The 19718-nt window shown below is 66.1% G+C and carries 21 protein-coding genes; 15 read left to right on the top strand and 6 right to left on the bottom strand.

What is annotated here, in order from left to right; translation table 11 throughout:
- Positions 1 to 79 precede the first annotated feature (79 nt).
- The 10 genes from htpX to M9955_07320 all read left to right on the top strand — a co-directional run bounded on the left by htpX (position 80) and on the right by M9955_07320 (position 10073).
- Positions 80 to 1138, top strand: coding sequence for a zinc metalloprotease HtpX (gene htpX, locus M9955_07365; GenBank protein ID MCO5081463.1), 1059 nt, complete (start codon positions 80 to 82; stop codon positions 1136 to 1138).
- The gene (locus tag M9955_07360) at positions 1096 to 2538 is read left to right on the top strand and encodes a methyltransferase domain-containing protein (protein ID MCO5081462.1); all 1443 of its coding nucleotides are present in this window, start codon (positions 1096 to 1098) and stop codon (positions 2536 to 2538) included. Before htpX ends, M9955_07360 begins: the two co-directional genes overlap by 43 nt.
- Positions 2539 to 2679: 141 nt before the next feature.
- The gene (locus M9955_07355; GenBank protein ID MCO5081461.1) at positions 2680 to 4329 is read left to right on the top strand and encodes a heparinase II/III family protein; all 1650 of its coding nucleotides are present in this window, start codon (positions 2680 to 2682) and stop codon (positions 4327 to 4329) included.
- A gap of 100 nt (positions 4330 to 4429) precedes the next feature.
- Complete coding sequence (locus M9955_07350) at positions 4430 to 4636, top strand: molybdopterin-binding protein (GenBank protein ID MCO5081460.1); 207 nt, start codon at positions 4430 to 4432, stop codon at positions 4634 to 4636.
- Between the two features lie 6 nt (positions 4637 to 4642).
- On the top strand, positions 4643 to 5134 hold the full coding sequence (gene tsaA, locus M9955_07345) for a tRNA (N6-threonylcarbamoyladenosine(37)-N6)-methyltransferase TrmO (protein MCO5081459.1): 492 nt from the start codon (positions 4643 to 4645) through the stop codon (positions 5132 to 5134).
- A gap of 85 nt (positions 5135 to 5219) precedes the next feature.
- Complete coding sequence (gene purH / locus M9955_07340; GenBank protein MCO5081458.1) at positions 5220 to 6836, top strand: bifunctional phosphoribosylaminoimidazolecarboxamide formyltransferase/IMP cyclohydrolase; 1617 nt, start codon at positions 5220 to 5222, stop codon at positions 6834 to 6836.
- Between the two features lie 118 nt (positions 6837 to 6954).
- A complete protein-coding gene (locus M9955_07335; protein MCO5081457.1) occupies positions 6955 to 7791 on the top strand; it encodes an EamA family transporter in 837 nt (278 codons plus the stop codon).
- 160 nt (positions 7792 to 7951) lie between these two features.
- Positions 7952 to 8422, top strand: a complete 471-nt coding sequence (locus tag M9955_07330) for an NUDIX hydrolase (protein MCO5081456.1) — start codon at positions 7952 to 7954, stop codon at positions 8420 to 8422.
- Positions 8423 to 8530: 108 nt separating this feature from the next.
- Entirely contained in the window at positions 8531 to 9778 is a 1248-nt protein-coding gene (locus M9955_07325; GenBank protein ID MCO5081455.1) for an MFS transporter, read from the top strand.
- 31 nt (positions 9779 to 9809) lie between these two features.
- Positions 9810 to 10073 carry a metalloregulator ArsR/SmtB family transcription factor gene (locus M9955_07320; GenBank protein ID MCO5081454.1) on the top strand — a complete coding sequence of 88 codons (264 nt, stop codon included), beginning with the start codon at positions 9810 to 9812 and terminating at the stop codon, positions 10071 to 10073.
- On the opposite strand, the gene M9955_07315 is transcribed toward M9955_07320, so the two are convergent.
- Positions 10074 to 10370 (bottom strand): SelT/SelW/SelH family protein, encoded by a 297-nt coding sequence (locus tag M9955_07315; GenBank protein ID MCO5081453.1) that lies wholly within the window; start codon positions 10368 to 10370, stop codon positions 10074 to 10076.
- Positions 10367 to 11116 (bottom strand): YebC/PmpR family DNA-binding transcriptional regulator, encoded by a 750-nt coding sequence (locus tag M9955_07310; protein ID MCO5081452.1) that lies wholly within the window; start codon positions 11114 to 11116, stop codon positions 10367 to 10369. Before M9955_07310 ends, M9955_07315 begins: the two co-directional genes overlap by 4 nt.
- 174 nt (positions 11117 to 11290) lie before the next feature.
- On the opposite strand from M9955_07310, the gene M9955_07305 reads away from it, so the two are divergent.
- Entirely contained in the window at positions 11291 to 12127 is an 837-nt protein-coding gene (locus tag M9955_07305; protein ID MCO5081451.1) for an MBL fold metallo-hydrolase, read from the top strand.
- 2 nt (positions 12128 to 12129) lie between these two features.
- Here the strand turns inward: M9955_07305 and M9955_07300 are convergent, their stop codons facing one another.
- Positions 12130 to 12594, bottom strand: coding sequence for an Lrp/AsnC family transcriptional regulator (locus M9955_07300; GenBank protein MCO5081450.1), 465 nt, complete (start codon positions 12592 to 12594; stop codon positions 12130 to 12132).
- A gap of 131 nt (positions 12595 to 12725) precedes the next feature.
- On the opposite strand from M9955_07300, the gene M9955_07295 reads away from it, so the two are divergent.
- The gene (locus M9955_07295) at positions 12726 to 15131 is read left to right on the top strand and encodes a transketolase (GenBank protein ID MCO5081449.1); all 2406 of its coding nucleotides are present in this window, start codon (positions 12726 to 12728) and stop codon (positions 15129 to 15131) included.
- 42 nt (positions 15132 to 15173) lie between these two features.
- Here the strand turns inward: M9955_07295 and M9955_07290 are convergent, their stop codons facing one another.
- The gene (locus M9955_07290) at positions 15174 to 15875 is read right to left on the bottom strand and encodes a DUF1013 domain-containing protein (protein ID MCO5081448.1); all 702 of its coding nucleotides are present in this window, start codon (positions 15873 to 15875) and stop codon (positions 15174 to 15176) included.
- A gap of 307 nt (positions 15876 to 16182) precedes the next feature.
- Between M9955_07290 and M9955_07285 the strand changes: the two genes are divergently transcribed.
- The gene (locus tag M9955_07285; protein ID MCO5081447.1) at positions 16183 to 16662 is read left to right on the top strand and encodes a VOC family protein; all 480 of its coding nucleotides are present in this window, start codon (positions 16183 to 16185) and stop codon (positions 16660 to 16662) included.
- 466 nt (positions 16663 to 17128) lie between these two features.
- Positions 17129 to 17422 carry a hypothetical protein gene (locus M9955_07280; protein MCO5081446.1) on the top strand — a complete coding sequence of 98 codons (294 nt, stop codon included), beginning with the start codon at positions 17129 to 17131 and terminating at the stop codon, positions 17420 to 17422.
- Between the two features lie 26 nt (positions 17423 to 17448).
- On the opposite strand, the gene M9955_07275 is transcribed toward M9955_07280, so the two are convergent.
- Complete coding sequence (locus tag M9955_07275; GenBank protein MCO5081445.1) at positions 17449 to 18453, bottom strand: NAD(P)H-quinone oxidoreductase; 1005 nt, start codon at positions 18451 to 18453, stop codon at positions 17449 to 17451.
- Positions 18454 to 18556: 103 nt separating this feature from the next.
- Between M9955_07275 and M9955_07270 the strand changes: the two genes are divergently transcribed.
- Complete coding sequence (locus M9955_07270) at positions 18557 to 18748, top strand: DUF1192 domain-containing protein (GenBank protein MCO5081444.1); 192 nt, start codon at positions 18557 to 18559, stop codon at positions 18746 to 18748.
- Here the strand turns inward: M9955_07270 and M9955_07265 are convergent.
- Positions 18734 to 19717, bottom strand: coding sequence for a CBS domain-containing protein (locus M9955_07265; protein ID MCO5081443.1), 984 nt, complete (start codon positions 19715 to 19717; stop codon positions 18734 to 18736). The genes M9955_07270 and M9955_07265 overlap by 15 nt on opposite strands.
- Between the last annotated feature and the right edge of the window lies 1 nt (position 19718).

The raw sequence follows: 19718 nt of genomic DNA, 5'->3' as shown, positions 1-19718 counted from the left end.
AAAGCGTGCAGTCCTCATACCATGATATAGGCCAGATGACCTTGCCGCCAGAGAAACGAGGCGGCGTCCGGAGTGAATGATGAACGTGATGCGCACCGCAATGCTTCTGGCCGCGATGACAGCGCTCTTCATGGGCGTCGGCTACCTCATCGGCGGATCGGGCGGCATGGCGATCGCGTTCATCATCGCGGCCGGCATGAACCTGTTCAGCTACTGGAATGCCGACAAGATGGTGCTGCGCGCCTATAACGCCGTCGAGGTCGATGCGCGCACCGCGCCGGAGTTCCACCGCATCGTCTCCGAGCTCGCAAGGCGCGCAGGCCTGCCGATGCCCAAGGTCTATCTGATCGACAGCCCGCAGCCCAATGCCTTCGCCACGGGACGCAATCCGCAAAATGCCGCCGTGGCCGCGACGACTGGCCTCCTGGAGCGCCTTTCCTATGAGGAAGCGGCGGGCGTCATGGCGCACGAGCTGGCGCATATCCAGAACCGCGACACGCTGACCATGACCGTCACGGCGACGCTTGCCGGCGCGATCTCAATGCTCGGCAACTTCGCCTTCTTCTTCGGCGGCAACAGCCGCGAGAACAACAATCCGCTGGGACTCATAGGCGTGCTCGTGGCCGTCATCGTCGCGCCGCTTGCCGCCATGCTGGTGCAGATGGCGATCAGCCGCACGCGCGAGTATTCCGCCGACCGCCGCGGCGCGGAAATCTGCGGCAATCCGCTGTGGCTCGCCTCGGCCCTGAAGAAGATCGCGGCCGCCGCGCAGCGCATCCACAGCCTGCAGGCGGAGCGCAACCCGGCAACGGCGCATATGTTCATCATCAACCCGCTGTCCGGCGAGCGCATGGACAATCTGTTCTCAACACATCCGGACACGGGAAACCGTATTGCCGCGCTGGAGAAGATGGCGCGTGACGGCGTCGGACTGGAGCCCCGTGCCCAAGCGCCGCGCCGTCCTGACACGCCCCCTGCGCGTCCGGAAATGTCGGGCCGCGCGACGGATAGCGGCGCGTCTCCGAGCGGCCCATGGGGCGCGCCGTCAGGTGATGCGCCATCCCCGCCGCCGGAGAGCAAGAAGCCCGGCGGGCCCTGGGGTCGCAATCCGACCGGACCCAAAGGCCGCTGGTCGTGAGTGAACGCCCGGCGGGCGGCAAGCCGCCTCGCACGAAAAAGCAGCGGGAGAGAAAGGGGCCGCGTCTCGCGCCGGAACCATCCGTGCCCGGTCTCGCGGCGCGGATGGCGGCCGCCCGGCTGCTCGCAGCCGTCATCGATGCGAAGACACCGCTCGACGGCCTGACCGACGCCGAGCACGGACATCCGCAGTTCCGCGCGCTCGAGGGTCGCGATCGTACGCTCGTCCGGGCGATCCTCACCACCGCGCTGCGGTTCCGTGTCACAATCGGCCGGCTGCTCGACCGGCAGCTTGAACGGCCGCTGCCGGCGAACGCCACGACGCTGACGCATATCCTGCACGTCGCCGCGGCCCAGATCCTGTTCCTCGACATACCGGACAGCGCGGCTGTCGACCTCGCCGTCACGCATGCCAAGGGCGATCCGCGCACGCAGCGTTTTGCCGGGCTGGTGAACGGCGTTCTGCGCTCGGTGGCGCGGACGAAAGAACGGTCTTTGGCGAAGACGCTGGACGAGACGGTCGACGCGCCTGACTGGTTCCGGTCCCGTCTTGCCGATGCCTATGGAGAGACGAAGGCCCGCGCCATTCTCGCTGCCCACCGCCACGAGGCGCCGGTGGATTTTTCGGTCAAGGCGGATGCAGACGGCTGGGCAGACCGGCTCGGCGGTTTCGTGCTGCCGACCGGGTCGGTGCGGGTTTCGCGCCTCTCCGCGCCGGTGCCGGACCTCCCGGGATTCGCCGACGGCGACTGGTGGGTGCAGGACGCCGCCGCCGCTCTTCCAGCCCGGCTTCTCGGCGAAATCGGCGGCAAGCGTGTCGCGGATCTTTGCGCCGCGCCGGGCGGCAAGACGGCCCAGCTCGTACTCGCAGGGGCGCATGTCACGGCGGTCGATCTGTCGAAAAGCCGTCTCGACCGGCTGCGGTCCAATCTCGATCGCCTGAACCTCGCCGCCGACATCGTGCAGGCGGATGTGTCGACTTACGCTCCATCTGCGCCTTTCGACGCGATCCTGCTCGACGCCCCGTGCTCGTCCACCGGTACGGTGCGCCGCCACCCCGACGTGCCTTGGACCAAATCGCCACAGGATGTGGAAAAGCTCGCCGACCTTCAGGCGCGGCTGCTGGCGCGCGCCTTCGACCTGCTCAAGCCGGGCGGCAGGCTGGTGTTTTCCAACTGCTCGCTCGACCCGCTGGAGGGTGAACAGCTTGTCCGGCGTCATCTCGCCGAACACGCCGTCGCGCGGCTCGATCCGATCACGCCGGACGAATTGCCGGGAATCGCCGGCTTCGTCACCCCCGAGGGATTGCTGCGCACGACACCGGCCGATCTGGTGCTGGCGGAGCCGGGCATTTCCGGGCTCGACGGCTTCTTCGCCGCCCGCCTCATCAAGGCCGTCTGACGGGCCGGTCATTTCAGCGCTCGCGAAAAAGGCTGAATCACCTTAGTTATCTCGGCACCGGGGGCGAACGGTCAGGAGTGGGCATTTTTGGCAAGCGGAGGAGGCAACTCGCCGCGCCTTTGGGCGCTGGTTGCCCGCAGGATGTGGAAGCAGGCGAGCCGCCGTTTGCGCGCCGGGCCGAACTATCGGTGGCGCTATGCCGGCCGCACACCGGAGCGTGTGCTGATCGCGCCGCCCGATCTGCGCCTTGCCGATCCACAGATCGCCGTCGAGATCTATCATGGCCGCTTCCCTCTGGCCGGGCAGCTGGTGGAAACAGGCGAGGAGTCGCCCTTCCAGATCGAGGTCGCCAACAGCCGCTGGCTGCGCAGCCTCCATGGCTTCCGCTGGCTGCGCCATATGCGCGCCGCGGGCTCCGATCTCGCCGCGGCAAATGCGCGTTCGCTCGTCTCCGACTGGATCGCGCTCCACGGCGGCAGGATCGCCGGTCCCGCATGGGAGCCGGCGACGGTGGCCAAGCGCATCATCGCGTGGCTGCAGCATTCGCCCGTCGTGCTGCAGGGGGCCGAGTTTCCGTTTTACCGTGCCTTCCTGAAATCGCTTGCCGTCCAGATTCGTTATCTGCGCTCCGTTGCCTCCGACATGCCCGATGGCCGCGACCGGCTGCGGGGCCGTATCGCGCTCGCCTTTTCCGCGCTTTCGCTGCCGGCGCCGCCATCGGCGCTGCGCAGCGCGACGCGCAACCTCGCGCTGGAACTCGACCGCCAGATCCTGCCGGATGGCGGCCACATCTCGCGTGACCCACTGTCGGTGCTGGAACTGCTCGCCGATCTGCTGCCGCTGCGGCAGACCTATGCCAACCAGGCGGAGACGCCGCCGCAGGAGCTGATCGGCGCGGTCGAGCGCATGCTGCCGGCATTGCGTTTCTTCCGGCATGGCGACGGCTCGCTTGCCCGCTTCAACGGCATGGGCGCGACGATCCAGGACCGGATCGCGGCCATACTGCGCCATGACGAGACGGTCGGGGCGCCGCTGCTGCATGCGCCGCATTCCGGTTACGAGCGTCTGGCGCTCGGCGCGACGGTGGTCATTGCGGATACCGGCGCGCCGCCGCCGCTCGACGTTTCGAAGCGCGCCCATGCCGGGTGCCTCTCCTTCGAGATGTCTTCGGGCCGGCAGAACATCATCGTCAATTCAGGCGTAGACGCCTATGGCGTGGAGGATTTCCGGCCACTGGGGCGCGCTACCGCCGCGCATTCCACGGCGACGCTCAACGACACGTCCTCGGCGCGTTTCAGCCTGCCCCCCAATATCGTCGCCTGGCTGGGCACGCCGCTGGTCGAAGGCCCGCAGGAAGTGCGCTCGGTCAGGCTGGACAAGCCGGGCCGGCAGGGCTTCGTGGCCAGCCATGACGGCTATATGGCGCGCTTCGGCATATTGCATGAGCGCGAACTGAACCTTTCCGAGGAAGGTTATGTGCTCACCGGCGTGGATCGCTTCTTCGGCCCGAAGGGCGAGAAGGTCCGCGACACCACTCAGGACGCGGTCTCGGTGCGCTTCCACCTGCATCCGGATATCGAGCTTTTTCGTGACGATCGTGACCGGCTGGTGCTCGGAACGCCGCAGCAGGAGCGCTGGACGCTGGCCTCTCCGGACGTCGCGCCGACTGTCGAGGATTCGATCTTCTTCGCCTCCATCATCGGGCCGCGCCGCACGCGCCAGATCGTGCTCTCGTTCCGGGCCTCACAGCTGCATCAGGTGCGCTGGCGTTTCACGCGGTCCAGCCGCTGACGCCGGCGGACAGAAGCGGCGTCGCGCGGGTATCTCCGTGCTTGACCGATGTATATGCCCGAACATAACAATCTGTCTTTCCGGCAAGGGAGAGCGCATCATGAAGATCAGTGCCCGCAATCTGCTACGTGGCAAGGTGGTGCAAATCACCAAGGGTGCGACGACGGCTCATGTCGTGCTCGACATAGGCGGCTCCGCCGTCACCGCCTCCATCACCAACGCGGCCGTCGACGATCTGGCGCTCGAGGTCGGAAAGCAGGCCTATGCCGTCATCAAGGCGTCGGACGTTATGGTTGCTGTCGACTGACCGCGGATGGTCCGCGAGAACGAGATCAGGAATGGCGAGGTCGCCGTCGCCATCCCGCCGCCAGACGATGCGGGCCTGATCTTCATCGGCAGGATTCATACGCCGTGGACGTCGCGTCTGAAGACGCCTCGGCAGGGTCGTCCTGACGGCCCGCTGTGCCGCATCGAGCTTTTCGAGCCTTGGGTCGCCGCGCTGGAGGGCATCGAACGCTTCGAACGCATCGAGGTGCTGTACTGGCTTCATCTGTCGCGCCGGGATCTGGTGCGGCAAAGCCCGGCCAATGACGGATCGGCAAGAGGAACGTTCTCGCTGCGGTCTCCCGTCAGGCCGAATCCGATCGGCACCTCCCTTGCCACGCTCGTCCAACGCGACGGCGCCAACCTGATGGTGCGTGGCATGGACTGCCTCGATGGCACGCCCCTGCTCGATCTCAAGCCCGACCGTACTCTGTTCACGCCGATTGCGCCGCCGCAACCCGGCGATTTCGAGACCGGCTGACGGCCGGGGCGCGACACCTGCGCTTTGACTTGGCGGCTCTATATGGTAGGGCGCGGCCATCTCCTTTTCCTTGCAGGAATCCTCCATGGCTGTGCCGTCCAAGAATATTCCGGCGCCCGATCTCGTGCAGGTGCAGCGCGCTCTTTTGTCGGTTTCCGACAAGGCCGGCCTCGTCGACTTCGCGGCCGCCCTCGCCGCACGCGGGGTCGAGCTCGTCTCGACAGGCGGTAGCGCCAGGGCCATCGCCGATGCGGGCATCCCGGTGCGCGACGTTTCGCAGCTCACCGGCTTTCCGGAAATCATGGACGGAAGGGTGAAGACGCTTCACCCTTCCGTGCATGGCGCGCTGCTCGGGGTGCGCGGCGATCCGGAGCATCGGGAGGCGATGCGCGAGCACGGCATCGAGCCGATCGACCTTCTGGTCGTGAACCTCTATCCCTTCGAGGCAGTTCGCGCGTCGGGCGGTGACTACGCCTCGGTCGTCGAGAACATCGACATAGGCGGTCCGGCCATGGTGCGCGCCGCTGCCAAGAATCACGCCTATGTCGCGACGGTGGTCGATCCGGAAGACTATGCCGTCGTCCTCAACGCACTTGAGGTCAATATCGGCAGTCTGTCGCTGGAGTTCCGCAAGAAGCTGGCGGCAAAAGCCTTCTCCCGCACCGCCGCCTATGACGCGGCAATCTCCGGCTGGTTCGCGGAAGCGCTCGACATCGAGGAGCCGGCGTTTCGCGCTTTTGGCGGCAGGCTGCACACCGTCATGCGCTACGGCGAGAATCCACATCAGACGGCCGGCTTCTACGTCACGGGCGAGGCGCGGCCGGGCGTCGCAACGGCGCGTCAGCTGCAGGGCAAACAGCTCTCCTACAACAACATAAACGACACCGACGCCGCCTTCGAGTTGGTCGCCGAATTCGATCCGGCGCGCACGGCGGCCGTTGCCATCATCAAGCACGCCAATCCGTGCGGGGTGGCGGAAGCCGCATCGCTGTGCGAGGCCTATCTCGCCGCGCTGGCCTGCGATCCCGTCTCGGCCTTCGGCGGCATTGTCGCGGTCAACCGTCTGCTCGACGGCGAGGCGGCGGAGGAGATCGTGAAGACCTTCACCGAAGTCATCATCGCGCCGGCCGCCACGGACGAGGCGGTTGCGCTGATCGCGGCGAAGAAGAACCTCCGTCTGCTGGTTACCGGTGGCCTGCCGGACCCGCGTGCGGCAGGGGTCGGCGTGAAATCTGTGGCGGGCGGCTTGCTCGTGCAGTCGCGCGACGCGGCGAGCGTCGACGACATGGATCTGAAGGTGGTGACCAGACGCGCCCCTTCGGCGCAGGAGCTCGCCGATCTGAAATTCGGCTTCCGCGTCGCCAAGCACGTCAAGTCGAACGCCATCGTCTATGCCAGGGATGGCGCGACCGTCGGCATCGGCGCCGGCCAGATGAGCCGCGTCGATTCCTCGCGCATCGCGGCCCGCAAGGCGCTCGACGCCGTCGAGGCGGCGGGCCGCTCCGAGCCGCTGACGAAAGGCTCGATCGTCGCGTCCGACGCCTTCTTTCCTTTCGCCGACGGATTGCTTGCGGCTGCGGAGGCCGGCGCCACGGCCGTAATCCAGCCCGGCGGCTCGATGCGCGACGACGAGGTGATCGCGGCGGCCGACGAACATGGCCTCGCCATGGTGTTCACGGGCACCCGTCACTTCCGCCACTGAGGTTCCGCAGGCCGCCGTTGATTCCGGTGCGGGACGGGCTGGCACAGCATTTCGCCTTTGCGTTTCGGCCCGGTTTGGCGCATGCCGGCTCGTCCTGTCCTAGCTGGCAAAGCAATTCATGTCCGGTACGGCTCTCGTCATCGTGCTTTTCGCGGCGGTGCTGCACGCGAGCTGGAACGCCGTCGTCAAGGGCGCCAGCGACCGCGCCGTCGTCATCGCGGCCGTTTCGCTCTCCCATGCGGTCGCCGGCGCATTCCTGATCATCATATCGCCGCCGCCGTCGAGCGAGATCTGGCTCTATGTCGGCCTTTCGACGCTGATCCACTATGCGTACTATGGATTGCTCTTCCAGGCCTATCGGCTCGGTGACCTGAGCCAGGTCTATCCGATCCAGCGCGGCCTCGCGCCGGCGCTGGTGGCGCTCGGCGCATTCGTATTCATCGGCGAGACGCTGACGCCGCTCGGATGGATAGGGCTCGCAGCCATCTCATGCGGCATCGCGCTGCTCGCCTTCCCGCGCGGGCGGCATCGGGCCGATCCCCGCGCCATCGGCGTCGCAACCATACTTGGCATAACGATAGCCGGCTATTCGATCGTCGACGGCATCGGCGTCCGGCATTCGGAAGATCCGATGACCTACATAGGCTGGCTCTTCCTGCTTGAGTTTCCCGTGGGCCTGATGATTCTCGGACGCCGCCGTCTGAGGCGCATGAACGTGTCGGGATCGACCTTCGTGCTCGGGCTTTTCGGCGGATTGCTGGCCGTCCTGGCCTATGGCTTCGTGCTTTACGCCAAGACGCTTGCGCCGCTGGGCGCCGTTTCGGCGGTGCGTGAGTCCAGCGTCATTTTCGCTGCCCTGATCGGCATCGTGCTGTTTCACGAAAGACCCGTCGCGCAACGCCTCCTGTCGGCCGTCATCGTAGGCTGCGGGGTGATCGCGCTGGCCAGCGCCTGACTGTCTTTCTTTTGGGTTGCGTGACGCGATCATTCGCCGTCTAACTATTGGCGGGCGGGGCAACGATTCGCAACGGCGCGACGTTTTCCCGAAAGGAGGACGGCAGCAGGCGACCCGTGCTATTTCCCGTCACCTGACAGCTGGGAGGCAATTGGCCGGCATGCCGAACGAGAAGGCCGCCGTTCGCAAGGCGAAAAAGGGAAGACCGATCCGCCAGGTCGCGGCGATCCCTTTCCGGCTGCGCGACGGCAGGCCGGAGGTCATGCTGGTGACGTCGCGCGGGACGCGCCGGTTCATCGTGCCGAAGGGTTGGCCGATGAAAGGAAAGGACGGCAGGCAGGCGGCGCTGATCGAGGCGCGGGAGGAAGCCGGCGTGACGGGACATACCCGCAAGGAGCCGCTCGGCAAGTATCGCTACTGGAAACGTCTGTCCGACGCCTTCGTGCCGGTCGAGGTAACCGTCTTCCTTCTCATCGCGGACGATGTGCTGCCGGAATGGAAGGAAGCCGCCACGCGCGAGCGCGCATGGCTGTCACCGGCCGATGCCGCGACGCTGATCGACGAGCCGGAACTGGCGACCCTCGTCTCCGGGATCTCGGCCGACAGTGTCTCCTCCTCCGCATCAGGCTGAATCGATCGGCCGCAAGCGCGGATCTGTCCATGGGCCATAACAGGCTCTAGTCTCGCCACAAGAATCGATAAGGTCGCCTCGGAATACCGATTCGAGCCGGGTGGAGCCATGTTCGCAACCTATCGACCCATCTTCTCGTTGCTGCGCGGCACGGCCTTCCTGCTGGCGGCCTCGGGGCTGCACGGCCTGCTACTGCCGCTGCGGGGCCAGGCGGAAGGATTTTCCACCCTCTCGCTCGGCCTGATGGGCACGGCGTGGGCGGGCGGCTTCGTCGCCGGCTGCTTCTTTGCCCCGCGCCTCGTGCGTCAGGCCGGCCATGTGCGCGCCTTCGGCGCCTTCGCAGCATCGGCGGCAATCGTCGCGCTGCTCACCGGACTGATCATCGGCGAAGCCGTCTGGATCATGCTGCGGGCCTTCACCGGCTTCGTCATGGCCGGCGCCTTCATGATCATCGAGAGTTGGCTGAACGAGAAGGCGACCAACGAGAACCGCGGCACCGTCTTTGGCCTCTACATGATGGTGACGTACGGCTCCATCATGGTTGGGCAGATGATCGTCGCCATGGGCGACGTGCGACAGGACTCCCTGTTCATGGTCGCCGGCATCTTCTTCTGTCTGGCTCTGATCCCGACGGCGGTGTCCTCGCAGGCCAGCCCGCAGCCGCTGCAGGATGTCCGCCTCGATCTTGCCGGTCTCTACGCCACATCGCCGGTCTCCTTCGTCGCCTGCCTGCTGATTGGCGTCGCCAACGGCGCGTGGGGCACGCTGGGCGCGGTCTACGGCGCGCAGATCGGCATCAGCACGGCCGAGATCGCGTTGATGATGAGCCTTGTCGTGGTCGCGGGAGCGGCCTTGCAGATGCCTGTCGGCCGGCTCTCGGACCGCACCGACCGCCGCTACGTGCTGATCGGCGCGGCCGCGGCGGCGGCCGTGGTGGGTATTGTCATCTTTCTCTTCACGCCGCGTTCCGGCGCCTTCGTCATCGCCATGACGGCGGCCTACGGCGCCTTCGCCTACACGCTCTATTCGCTGGCGGTCGCCCACGCCAACGATCATGCCAGGCCCGAGGATTTCGTGAAGGTCTCGGGCGGCCTGCTGCTGCTCTACGGCTTCGGCACGATCATCGGCCCGATCATCGGCTCGACGCTGATGACCACCATGCGCCCCGAAAGCCTGTTCCTGGCGAGCGCGTTCGCCCATGTGCTGCTCGCCGGCTATGCCGCGCGGCGCATCAGCCGCCGCGCACCGGTGCCCGTCGACGAGCGCGAGGCGTTCAAGACGATGCCGGCGGATCGGGCGGTCACGCCGGAGGCGACGCGCCTCGATCCGCGCACCAGGCCCGAACAGGAGAGTTGAGTTTCCTTCGCAGTTGCAGCACAAATAGCGGATGGTCACGATCGATGCCTTCACAGCCATCGCCGATCCCAACCGCCGCTATCTGCTCGAGGAGTTGAGGCGCGGCCCAAAGACCGTCAACCAGCTCGCCGCCGGCCTGCCCGTCTCGCGCCCTGCCGTGTCGCAGCATCTGAAGGTGCTGCTCGATGCGGGACTGGTGATCGTCACCGCCGAGGGCACGCGCCGCTTCTACAGCGTCAGCACGCCGGGCTTCGTCAAGGTCAATCTGTGGCTGGATCAGTTCTGGCAGGCCTGATCATTCCGCCTTCTTGCGATCGGAATGGCCGAGTTCACGGTCCGGAAAGGCCTCGTCGCGCACCAGCTGCTTCAGCTTCGCGGCATCGGGAAAGCCGCCGTCACGTTTGCGTTCCCAGATCAGTGCGCCGTTGCAGGTGATCTCGAAAATGCCTCCGGTGCCGGGCACCAGCGACACCTCGCCGAGATCCGGCCCGAAGGTCGACAGCAGCTCCTGCGCCATCCATGCCGCGCGCAGCAGCCACTGGCACTGCGTGCAGTAGGTGATGCGGATGGCGGGGCGCCGGGTTTCGCTCACGCCGCGCTGAGCTTCGCCAGGGTGGCTTCGTCCACCTCGAAATTGGCATAGACGTTCTGCACGTCGTCGTCGTCCTCGAGCGTGGCGACAAGCTTCATCAGCGACTGAGCGCGTTCCTCGTCGACCGGCACGTTGTTCTGCGGCTGCCAGATCACCTTGACGCTCTCCGCCTCGCCGAGCGCCGCTTCCAGCGCCTTCGACACGTCGCCGACATTTTCGAAGGCGCAGATGATGGTGTGACCGTCCTCGTCGGACTGGACATCGTCGGCGCCGGCTTCGATGGCCGCTTCCATCACCTTGTCAGCGTCGCCGGCCGATGCCGGATAGTAGATTTCCCCGACGCGGTTCCACATGAACGACACCGAGCCGGTTTCGCCGAGCGCTCCGCCGGCCTTGGTGAAGGCGGCGCGGACGTTGGAGGCCGAGCGGTTGCGGTTGTCGGTCAGCGCCTCGACGATGAGGGCGACGCCGCCCGGGCCGTAACCTTCATAGCGCACTTCCTCATAATTCTCCGTGTCGCCGCCGGACGCCTTGTTAATGGCGCGCTGGATGTTGTCCTTCGGCATCGATTCGGCCTTGGCGTTCTGGATGGCGAGGCGCAGGCGGGGGTTCATGGCCGGGTCGGGCAAGCCGACCTTCGCCGCTACCGTGATTTCGCGCGCGAGCTTGGAGAACATCTTGGACCGCACCGCATCCTGGCGGCCCTTGCGGTGCATGATGTTCTTGAATTGTGAATGGCCGGCCATAGTGCCCCTGTTCGTGACTATCGGGATGTTCGGAATGGCCGGCTATATAAATAAATCGCCGGAAAAGGTCCAGTCGGCGGCATATCTGGTCACTCGCGCATTTGTGACATCCTGCTCGGCGCGCGCGGTGCATAGTGTGGGAGGGGCGCCGACTGCCAGCCGCGGAGATTCCTCATGCCTGCCAGCCGTATCGTCAGATCCGTCGCGGCAATCGTTTCGCTGTCCCTGCTGTGGCTGATCGCTCCGGCGCAGGCGCAGGAAGCGCCGGTCCCCAGCAGATGCGTGGCGATTGCCAACGCGTTGCCCGGTGTCACCTATGCCAGCTTCTCGCCGGCGCCGACCCTGACGCAGACTTTCGTCGACGGACCGGTGAGGATCACCTATGCCGGCCATTCCACCTATATCATCGAGACTCCCGGCGGCGTGCGCATCGCCACCGATTTCTCGGGCGTCTATGGCGGCGATCCGCTGCCCGACGTCGTCACCATGAACAAGGCGCACCGCACCCATTTCACCGATGCTCCGGATCCGCGCATCGGGTATGTGCTGCGCGGCTGGAATCCGGAAGGCGGTCCTGCAAGGCACGCCGTGGTGGTCGACGACGTCTATATCCGCAATGTGCCGACCGACATCCGCAACTGGGGCGGCGAACTGGAGCGCGACGGCAACTCGATCTTCATCTTCGAGGTCGCCAATCTCTGCATCGGCCATCTCGGCCACCTGCATACGCGGCTCAGCGACCAGCAATACGGCGCGATCGGCCGGCTCGATATACTGATGGTGCCGATCGACGGCGGCATGACCCAGTCGCTCGGCTCGATGAGCGAGATCGCCACACGGCTCTATTCCTCGATGATCCTGCCCATGCACCGGCACTCGACGCCGCTCGGCGAATTCCTTGGCCTGATGGGCGAGGGTTTCGCGGTCGACTATCGCGACGGCCGCTCGCTGGAGGTGACGCTTAAGACCTTGCCGGACCGCCCGACCATCGTGGTGCTGGAGGGCGTGTAGCTCTAACCGATCGGCAAAATTTCGGAGCGCTTCACCTGCTTCAGCGCGAAGCTGGTCTCGATCGAGGCGACGCCGTCGAGGCGCGTCAGCTTGTCGTTGAGGAAGTGCTCATAGGCCTCGAGATCGCGCACGACGATGCGCAGCAGGTAGTCGCGCTGCCCGGTCATCAGATAGCAGTCCACCACTTCCGGCCAGCGCGCCACCGCCTTGGAGAAACGTTCCAGCGCGTCCTCGCGCTGGCGCTCCAGCTTGATCGAGGCAAAGGCGCTGATCGGCAGGCCGACCTTCTTCTGGTCGATGATGGCGGCATAACCCTTGATGACGCCGGCCTGTTCGAGCATCCGGACGCGCCGCGCGCAGGGCGAGGGCGACAGCCCGACCTGTTCGGCCAGTTCGTTGACGGTGATCTTGCCGTCCGCCTGCAGCGCGGCAATGATCTTGCGGTCGATGTCGTCTATTTCCGACATTGGTTCATTTCACCTGCTTTGGCGGATTTCTTGGATATTTGAGCCAAATCGATGGCTCAAACAACCTGTTTTTGATCGGTTTCGCCCCCGATCACGCCCTATGCTGGCTTTCGGAACCGGGAGAAGCGGTCATGGCCGACAGGAAAGTGGCGATGCTCGGCGATCTGGAGCGCAAGGTGCTCTGGCTCGCGACGTGGATGATCCACAACGCCAACCATCTGCGCGACAGCGAGGACGGGCTGAAGGTCGGCGGCCACCAGGCCTCCTCCGCGTCGCTGGCGACGATCATGACGGCGCTCTACTTCTCGGTGCTCAGGCCGGAGGATCGCGTTGCGGTGAAACCGCATGCCAGCCCGATCTTCCACGCCATCCAGTATCTGCTCGGCAACCAGACGCTGGAGAAGCTGAAGAACTTCCGCGGCTACAAGGGCGCGCAATCCTATCCCTCGCGCACCAAGGACACCGACGACGTGGATTTCTCCACCGGCTCGGTCGGTCTCGGCGTGGCGCAGACGCTCTTCGCCTCGCTGGCGCAGGACTACATCCGCACCAAGGGCTGGGGCGGCGACCTGCCGGAAGGCAAGATGGTCGCGTTGATCGGCGATGCCGAGATGGACGAGGGCAATATCTTCGAAGCCTTGCTCGAAGGCTGGAAGCATGGCGTGCGCAACACGTGGTGGGTGGTAGACTACAACCGCCAGAGCCTCGACGCCGTGGTGCGCGAGGGCCTGTGGGCGCGCTTCGAGGCGATGTTCCGCAATTTCGGCTGGGATGTCGTCATCATCAAGCACGGCAAGCTGCAACAGGCCGCCTTCGCCGAGCCGGGCGGCGACAAGCTGCGCGACTGGATCGACGCCTGCCCCAACCAGCTCTATTCGGCGCTCACCTTCCAGGGCGGCGCGGCATGGCGCAAGCGCCTCAGCGACGATCTCGGCGACCAGGGCGACGTCTCGCGCCTGATCGACAGCCGCAGCGACGACGAACTCGCCCGGCTGATGGGCAATCTCGGCGGCCACGACATGCCGTCGCTGCTCGAAGCCTTCGAGGCGGCGCGCAAGCACGACCGGCCGGTCTGCTTCATCGCCTACACGATCAAGGGGTTCGGCCTGCCGCTCGCGGGCCACAAGGACAACCATGCCGGGCTGATGACGCCGGCGCAGGTCGCGTCCTTGCAGGAGGCGTTGAAGGTGCGTGCCGGCCGCGAATGGGAGCCGTTCGAGGGGCTTGATGCCACGCCGGCCGAACTGAAGGCCTTTCTGGCGAAGGTACCGTTCAACGCGAAGGGCGCCCGCCGCTATCACGCGCCACGCCTGCCCGTGCCGGAAACGCTGGAATTCGGCGCGCAACCGGCCATGTCGACGCAGCAGGGTTTCGGCCTCATCATGCATGAGATCGGCAAGTCGGACGCTCCGCTCGCCGACCGCATCGTGACGACCTCGCCCGACGTCACCGTCTCGACCAATCTCGGTGCCTGGGTGAACCGCCGCGGCCTCTTCGCCCGAAAGGAACTGGCCGACGTCTTCAAGGCCGAGCGCATTCCGTCCACCTACAACTGGACGTTTTCGCCCAAGGGCCAGCACATGGAGCTCGGCATCGCCGAGATGAACCTCTTCATCCTGCTCTCGGCGCTCGGCCTGTCGCATTCGATCTTCGGCGAACGGCTGATCCCGGTCGGCACGCTCTACGACCCGTTCATCCAGCGCGGGCTCGATGCGCTGAACTACGCCTGCTATCAGGATGCGCGCTTCATTCTTGCCGCCACGCCGTCCGGCATCACGCTGGCCGGCGAAGGGGGCGCGCACCAGTCGATCGCCACGCCGCTGATCGGCATGGCGCAGGACGGGCTGGCGAGCTTCGAGCCGGCCTTCGTCGACGAACTGGCCGCCATCATGCGCTGGGCCTTCGACTATGTGCAGCGCGATGGCGAGGCCGAGCCCGACCCGCTGTCATGGCTGCGCGATCATGTCGGCGGCTCGGTCTATCTGCGTCTTTCCACCCGCACCATCGACCAGCCGAAGCGGCAGATGACGTCCGAACTCGCCGAGGACGTCATCAACGGCGCTTACTGGATGCGCAAGCCGGGGCCGAACGCGCAACTCGTCGTCGCCTATACCGGCGCGGTGGCGCCGGAGGCGATCGAGGCAGTCGGCCTGATGGGGGAGGACCGCCGCGACATCGGCCTGCTGGCGGTCACCTCGGCCGATCGGCTGAACGCCGGCTGGACCGCCGCATCACACGCGCGCGAAAAGGGGCTCGTCCATGCGAAGAGCCACATAGAAAGGCTTCTCGACGGATTGCCGCCGCATTGCGGGCTGGTCACGGTCATCGACGGCCATCCGGCAACGCTTGCCTGGCTCGGCTCGGTGGCCGGCCATCGCACGCGTTCGCTCGGCGTCGAGCATTTCGGACAGACCGGCTCGCTCGGCTCGCTCTACCGCCATTTCGGCATCGACGCCGCCGGCATCGTCGCGGCGGCGCAGGCGCTCACGCCGGGAAGGCCAATACGGCATTTGAGGGCTGTGAACGGAGATCTGTGAGCGGTGAACGGCGAGCCGGCGCCATCTGCTCACCGATCTTTCCTATTCGCCCGAATCGTCCTCAGCCGGCTCCTTCGACTTCAGCGCCGAAAGCTTGGCGAAGACGGCATTCGCGTCGAGTTCCTCGTCCTCGTCGCGCTTCGGCTTCTCGGTTTCGGGCGTCAGGCGCTCGGTGAGTGCGGCCGGCAGCAGCGTGTCGCCCGTCGGCGCGGCCGGCGCGAGGCCCTTGGAGGCGCGCTGCACCTCGATGTCGAGGTCGATCTGCGAGCAGAGGCCGAGCGTCACCGGGTCCATCGGCACGAGATTCGCGGCATTCCAGTGCTTGCGCTCGCGGATCTGTTCGATGGTGGCCTTGGTCGTGCCGACGAGGCGCGAGATCTGCGCGTCCTTGAGTTCGGGATGGTTGCGCACCAGCCACAATATGGCGTTGGGGCGGTCCTGCCGTTTGGAGAGCGGCGTGTAGCGCGGACCCTTGCGCTTGGATTCCGGCACGCGCACCTTCGGGTCCGAGAGCTTCAGGCGATAATTCTCGTCGGCTTCGCCGCGCGCGATCTCCTCGCGGGTCAGCTGGCCGGTCATGATCGGGTCCATGCCCTTGATGCCCTGCGCGGATTCGCCGTCGGCGATAGCCTTCACCTCAAGCGGGTGAAGCGTGCAGAACTGGGCGATCTGATCGAAGGAAAGCGCGGTGTTGTCGACCAGCCAGACGGCGGTCGCCTTGGGCATCAGCAGGGTATTGGCCATCGAAAAATATCCTCTCGTTCGCCCGCGTCCCTTTCGCGGGCGGTGGGCAAAGCCACCAATTTTGGGAAATCGGGGAGGTATATAGCCGGGATGCATGCAAAGAGCAACGAAAAGCGGGAAAGGCATCGCGAAGGCCGGAATTCGCGCCGTTCCGGCGTGCCTTATTCCGGTTCGCTGAATTTCTTGGCCGTGCTGTCGGAAATCACGCGCCCGGAACGTCATTCTCCCGTGCGCGTTGCCCGTTCCCCTATCGAAGCAAACCCATGCGCGCGCCCCGAAGCAACGGCTCGAAAGCAAAGGAAGCGAGATGTCCACCCCCAAGAACACGATCTGCCTCTGGTACGACAACGACGCCGAGGCGGCCGCCCGCTTTTACGCGGAGACCTTCCCTGACAGCGCCGTCGGCGACATCCATCGCGCGCCCGGCGACTTTCCATCCGGCAAGCAAGGCGACGTTCTGGTCGTCAATTTCACGGTCCTCGGCATCCCTTGCATCGGCCTCAATGGCGGTCCGATGTTCAAGCACAACGAGGCCTTCTCGTTTCAGATCGCGACCGACGATCAGGAAGAGACCGACTGCTACTGGAACGCCATCGTCGGCAATGGCGGTCAGGAGAGCGCCTGCGGCTGGTGCAAGGACCGGTGGGGCGTCAACTGGCAGATCACGCCGCGCGTATTGACCGAGGCGCTGGCGGTTGGCGGCGCGGAAGGCAAGCGCGCTTTCGAGGCGATGATGGACATGCGCAAGATCGACGTCGCCGCAATCGAGGCGCCGCGCCGCGGCTGACTTGATCCCCCGGTTGCCGGAAGGAAACGGTCCAAACCCCGGCGTAGTCCCGGCCGACGGGGATGGATTCGCCGGATTTCCCAATAGAATCAAGAATGCCAGCGCTATTTTCTCCCCGTCCGGAAAAGTGCGCGCATAATCCCGCCTCGAAATCGCTTGCGCCGGGAACGGATGCGCACCGGGCATCCGGGCAAGCGTCGATGCCGGGCCGGTCGCACTGACGGTGGTGCGGCTGGGCGATGAGCCCCCAGGTCCGGGCCCGAGCCGTCGCCGACGGGCTGCCTCGTGACGCAGCCGGGCCGGCGGCAGGGCAAGCCATCGGACGGACGCATGGCGCGCGTCTCGAATTTCATTGCCTCGACGCCTGCCATGCGTCCGTTTCCCACCCGCCGCGACGATCGCGCGCGGGAACGATCCTTCATGCCGAAAGGAGATTTGCCTGGGCGAGAAAGACGGTGCCAGCGGTGTGCAGGGCGAAGCGGTGCGGATCGCCGCGCTGCGGGAGGAAACGCTCGCCAGGCTGCGCGAGATCCCGGATTTCGACCGCATGCTCGCGCTTGCCCTCGCCGTCGGCGCGGATATGGACGACGCGCCCCTGCGCTGCCGCTTTCGCGCCTGCCGCAAGACGCGCCGCTGCCGGACGGTCGCCTTCGCGCGCGCGGACTGCGTCAACGATTTCGGCCGGCGCGGCATGATCGCGGCGGAAGCCTGCATGCGCTTCTACATGCGCACCCTGCTCGACAGGCTGCGCGAGGACTGAGCGCCATCCCCGGTGCGCCGTCGGCCCTACGCCACGTCGAGCACGATCTTGCCGATGTGCTCGCCTTCCTCCATCCGCTCATGCGCGCGCCAGGCTTCGGTGAGCGGGAAGATCATGTCCATCACAGGCGCGATGCGGCGTTCGGCGAGCAGCGGCCAGACATTGGCCTCAAGCGCGGCCGCGATAGCGCCCTTGAACTCGACGCCGCGCGGGCGGAGCGTCGAGCCGGTGTGCGTCAGCCGCTTCATCATCAGCCGCGCGAAATCCGCGCTCGCCACCGCTCCCGCCTGCGTGGCGATCTGGACGATGCGCCCGTCCATCGCCGCTGCGTGGTAGTTCTTCGCGACATAGTCCCCGGCTACCATGTCGAGGATCACGTCGGCGCCCTTGCCGCCGGTGACCTCCTTGACCACGGCGACGAAATCCTCCGTGCGGTAGTTGATGGCGCGCACTGCGCCGAGCTTCTCGCAGGCGGCGCATTTCTCCGCCGAGCCGGCGGTGACGATGACCTTCGAGCCGAGTTGCGTGGCAAGCTGTATCGCGGTGGTGCCGATGCCGGAGCTGCCGCCATGGACCAGCAGGAACTCGCCGGGCTTCAGCGCTCCGCGCTCGAAGACGTTGTGCCAGACGGTGAAGAAGGTTTCGGGGAGCGCCGCGGCCTCGGTGAAAGTGAAGCCGTGCGGTATCGGCAAGGCGTTGGATTCGTGCACCTTGACGTATTCGGCATAGCCGCCGCCGGGCGTCAGCGCGCAGACCTCCGCGCCGATGCGCCAGCGTTCGGCGCCTTCGCCGCATGCGACAACGATGCCGGAAACCTCAAGGCCGGGCAGGTCGGATGCGCCGGGCGGCGGCGGATAGGCGCCTTTTCGCTGCAGAACGTCCGGCCGGTTGACGCCGGCCGCCTTCACGCGGATCAGGATCTCGCCGGTGTCGGGTTCGGGCAGCGGACGGCGTTCAGGCTTCAGCACGCGCGGACCGCCGGGCTCCGTGATCGCGATCGCCGTCATCCGGTCGGGAAGCGTGTCAGTCATGTCGTCCCCTTCTGCTCCACGACAATCCATCGGGCATTTGCCCGTTGCGCGCGTTGGACTATCTATGCTGACCGTCCGGTACTGCAAAGCGAAGGGAGTGGAAATGGCGCTTTTCGACGACGAACCGAAAAAGCCGAAAAAGGCGCACGAGATCGGGCAGGACCTGTCGTTGCTGTCGGTGGGCGAACTGACGGAACGGATCGAACTTCTGCGCGCGGAGATCGGCCGGCTCGAAGGCGAGCTTTCAGCCAAGGGCGCCAGCAAGTCGGCTGCGGAGGCGCTATTCCGCCGGTAGGTCGGGCTTCGGCGTCATACCCGGCGCGCCTGCCGGCTCAGCCGCCGTCGGCTGCGGCTTCATCGCATCGGCCGTCGCGGCGGCAAGCGGACGGATGCGGATGCGGGTCAGCCGGTTCTTTTCGCGCCTCAGCACGATGAAGCGCTTGCCGTGGAAGGTGAAGGCCTGCTTTTCGTCGGGGATGGACTGCGCCTCGTGGATCACCAGCCCGGCAATCGTGGTCGCCCAGTCATCGGGCAGCGCCCAGCCGAGCGCGCGGTTCAGGTCGCGGATCGGCACGGAGCCGTCGACCACGACCGACCCGTCCGCCTCCTGCCTGACGCCCTGCATGTCGATATCGTGCTCGTCGGAGATGTCGCCGACGATCTCCTCGATGATGTCTTCCAGCGTGACGAGGCCTTCCATCTCGCCATATTCGTCGACGACGATGGCGAAATGGCTCCGCCGGCGCAGGAACGCGTTGAGCTGGTCCTCCAGCGTCGTGGTGTCCGGCACGAACCACGGTTTCGACGCGATCTTCGCCACGTCGATGCGCGAAAAGTCGTTGCCGACCTCGTTGAGGGCGCGCAGCAGGTCCTTGGCATGCAGCACGCCGACGATGTTGTCGGCGGTGCCGCGCCACAGCGGCATGCGGGTGTGCGGGCTCTGGAGGATTTCGCGCAGCAGGGCTTCCGGCGGCATGTCGGCATTGACCGAGCGCATCTTGGTGCGGTGGACCATGACGTCGGAGACTTCCAGCTCATGCAGGTCCAGCAGGCCGCCGACGCGCGCGCGGTCATGCGTCACCGCCCCGCCTTCCCGCTGCAGTTCCTCGACTGAGGACATCAGTTCCTCGCGAGCGGTGCGCTGCGGTTCGGTGGGCCACAGTTCATAGCCTAGAAGTCCCAGCAGCGGTCGATGGAACAGCACCGCGCCGAGGCCCAGCGCCAGAAGCGCGATTGTCGCGATGGCCCAGGGGTCTATGGTCATC

It is taken from the genome of Rhizobiaceae bacterium, assembly GCA_023953845.1.
Lineage (GTDB): Bacteria > Pseudomonadota > Alphaproteobacteria > Rhizobiales > Rhizobiaceae > Arvimicrobium.
The sequence above is the reverse complement of the archived record's forward strand: the minus strand, read 5'-3'. Positions and strand labels throughout refer to the sequence as shown.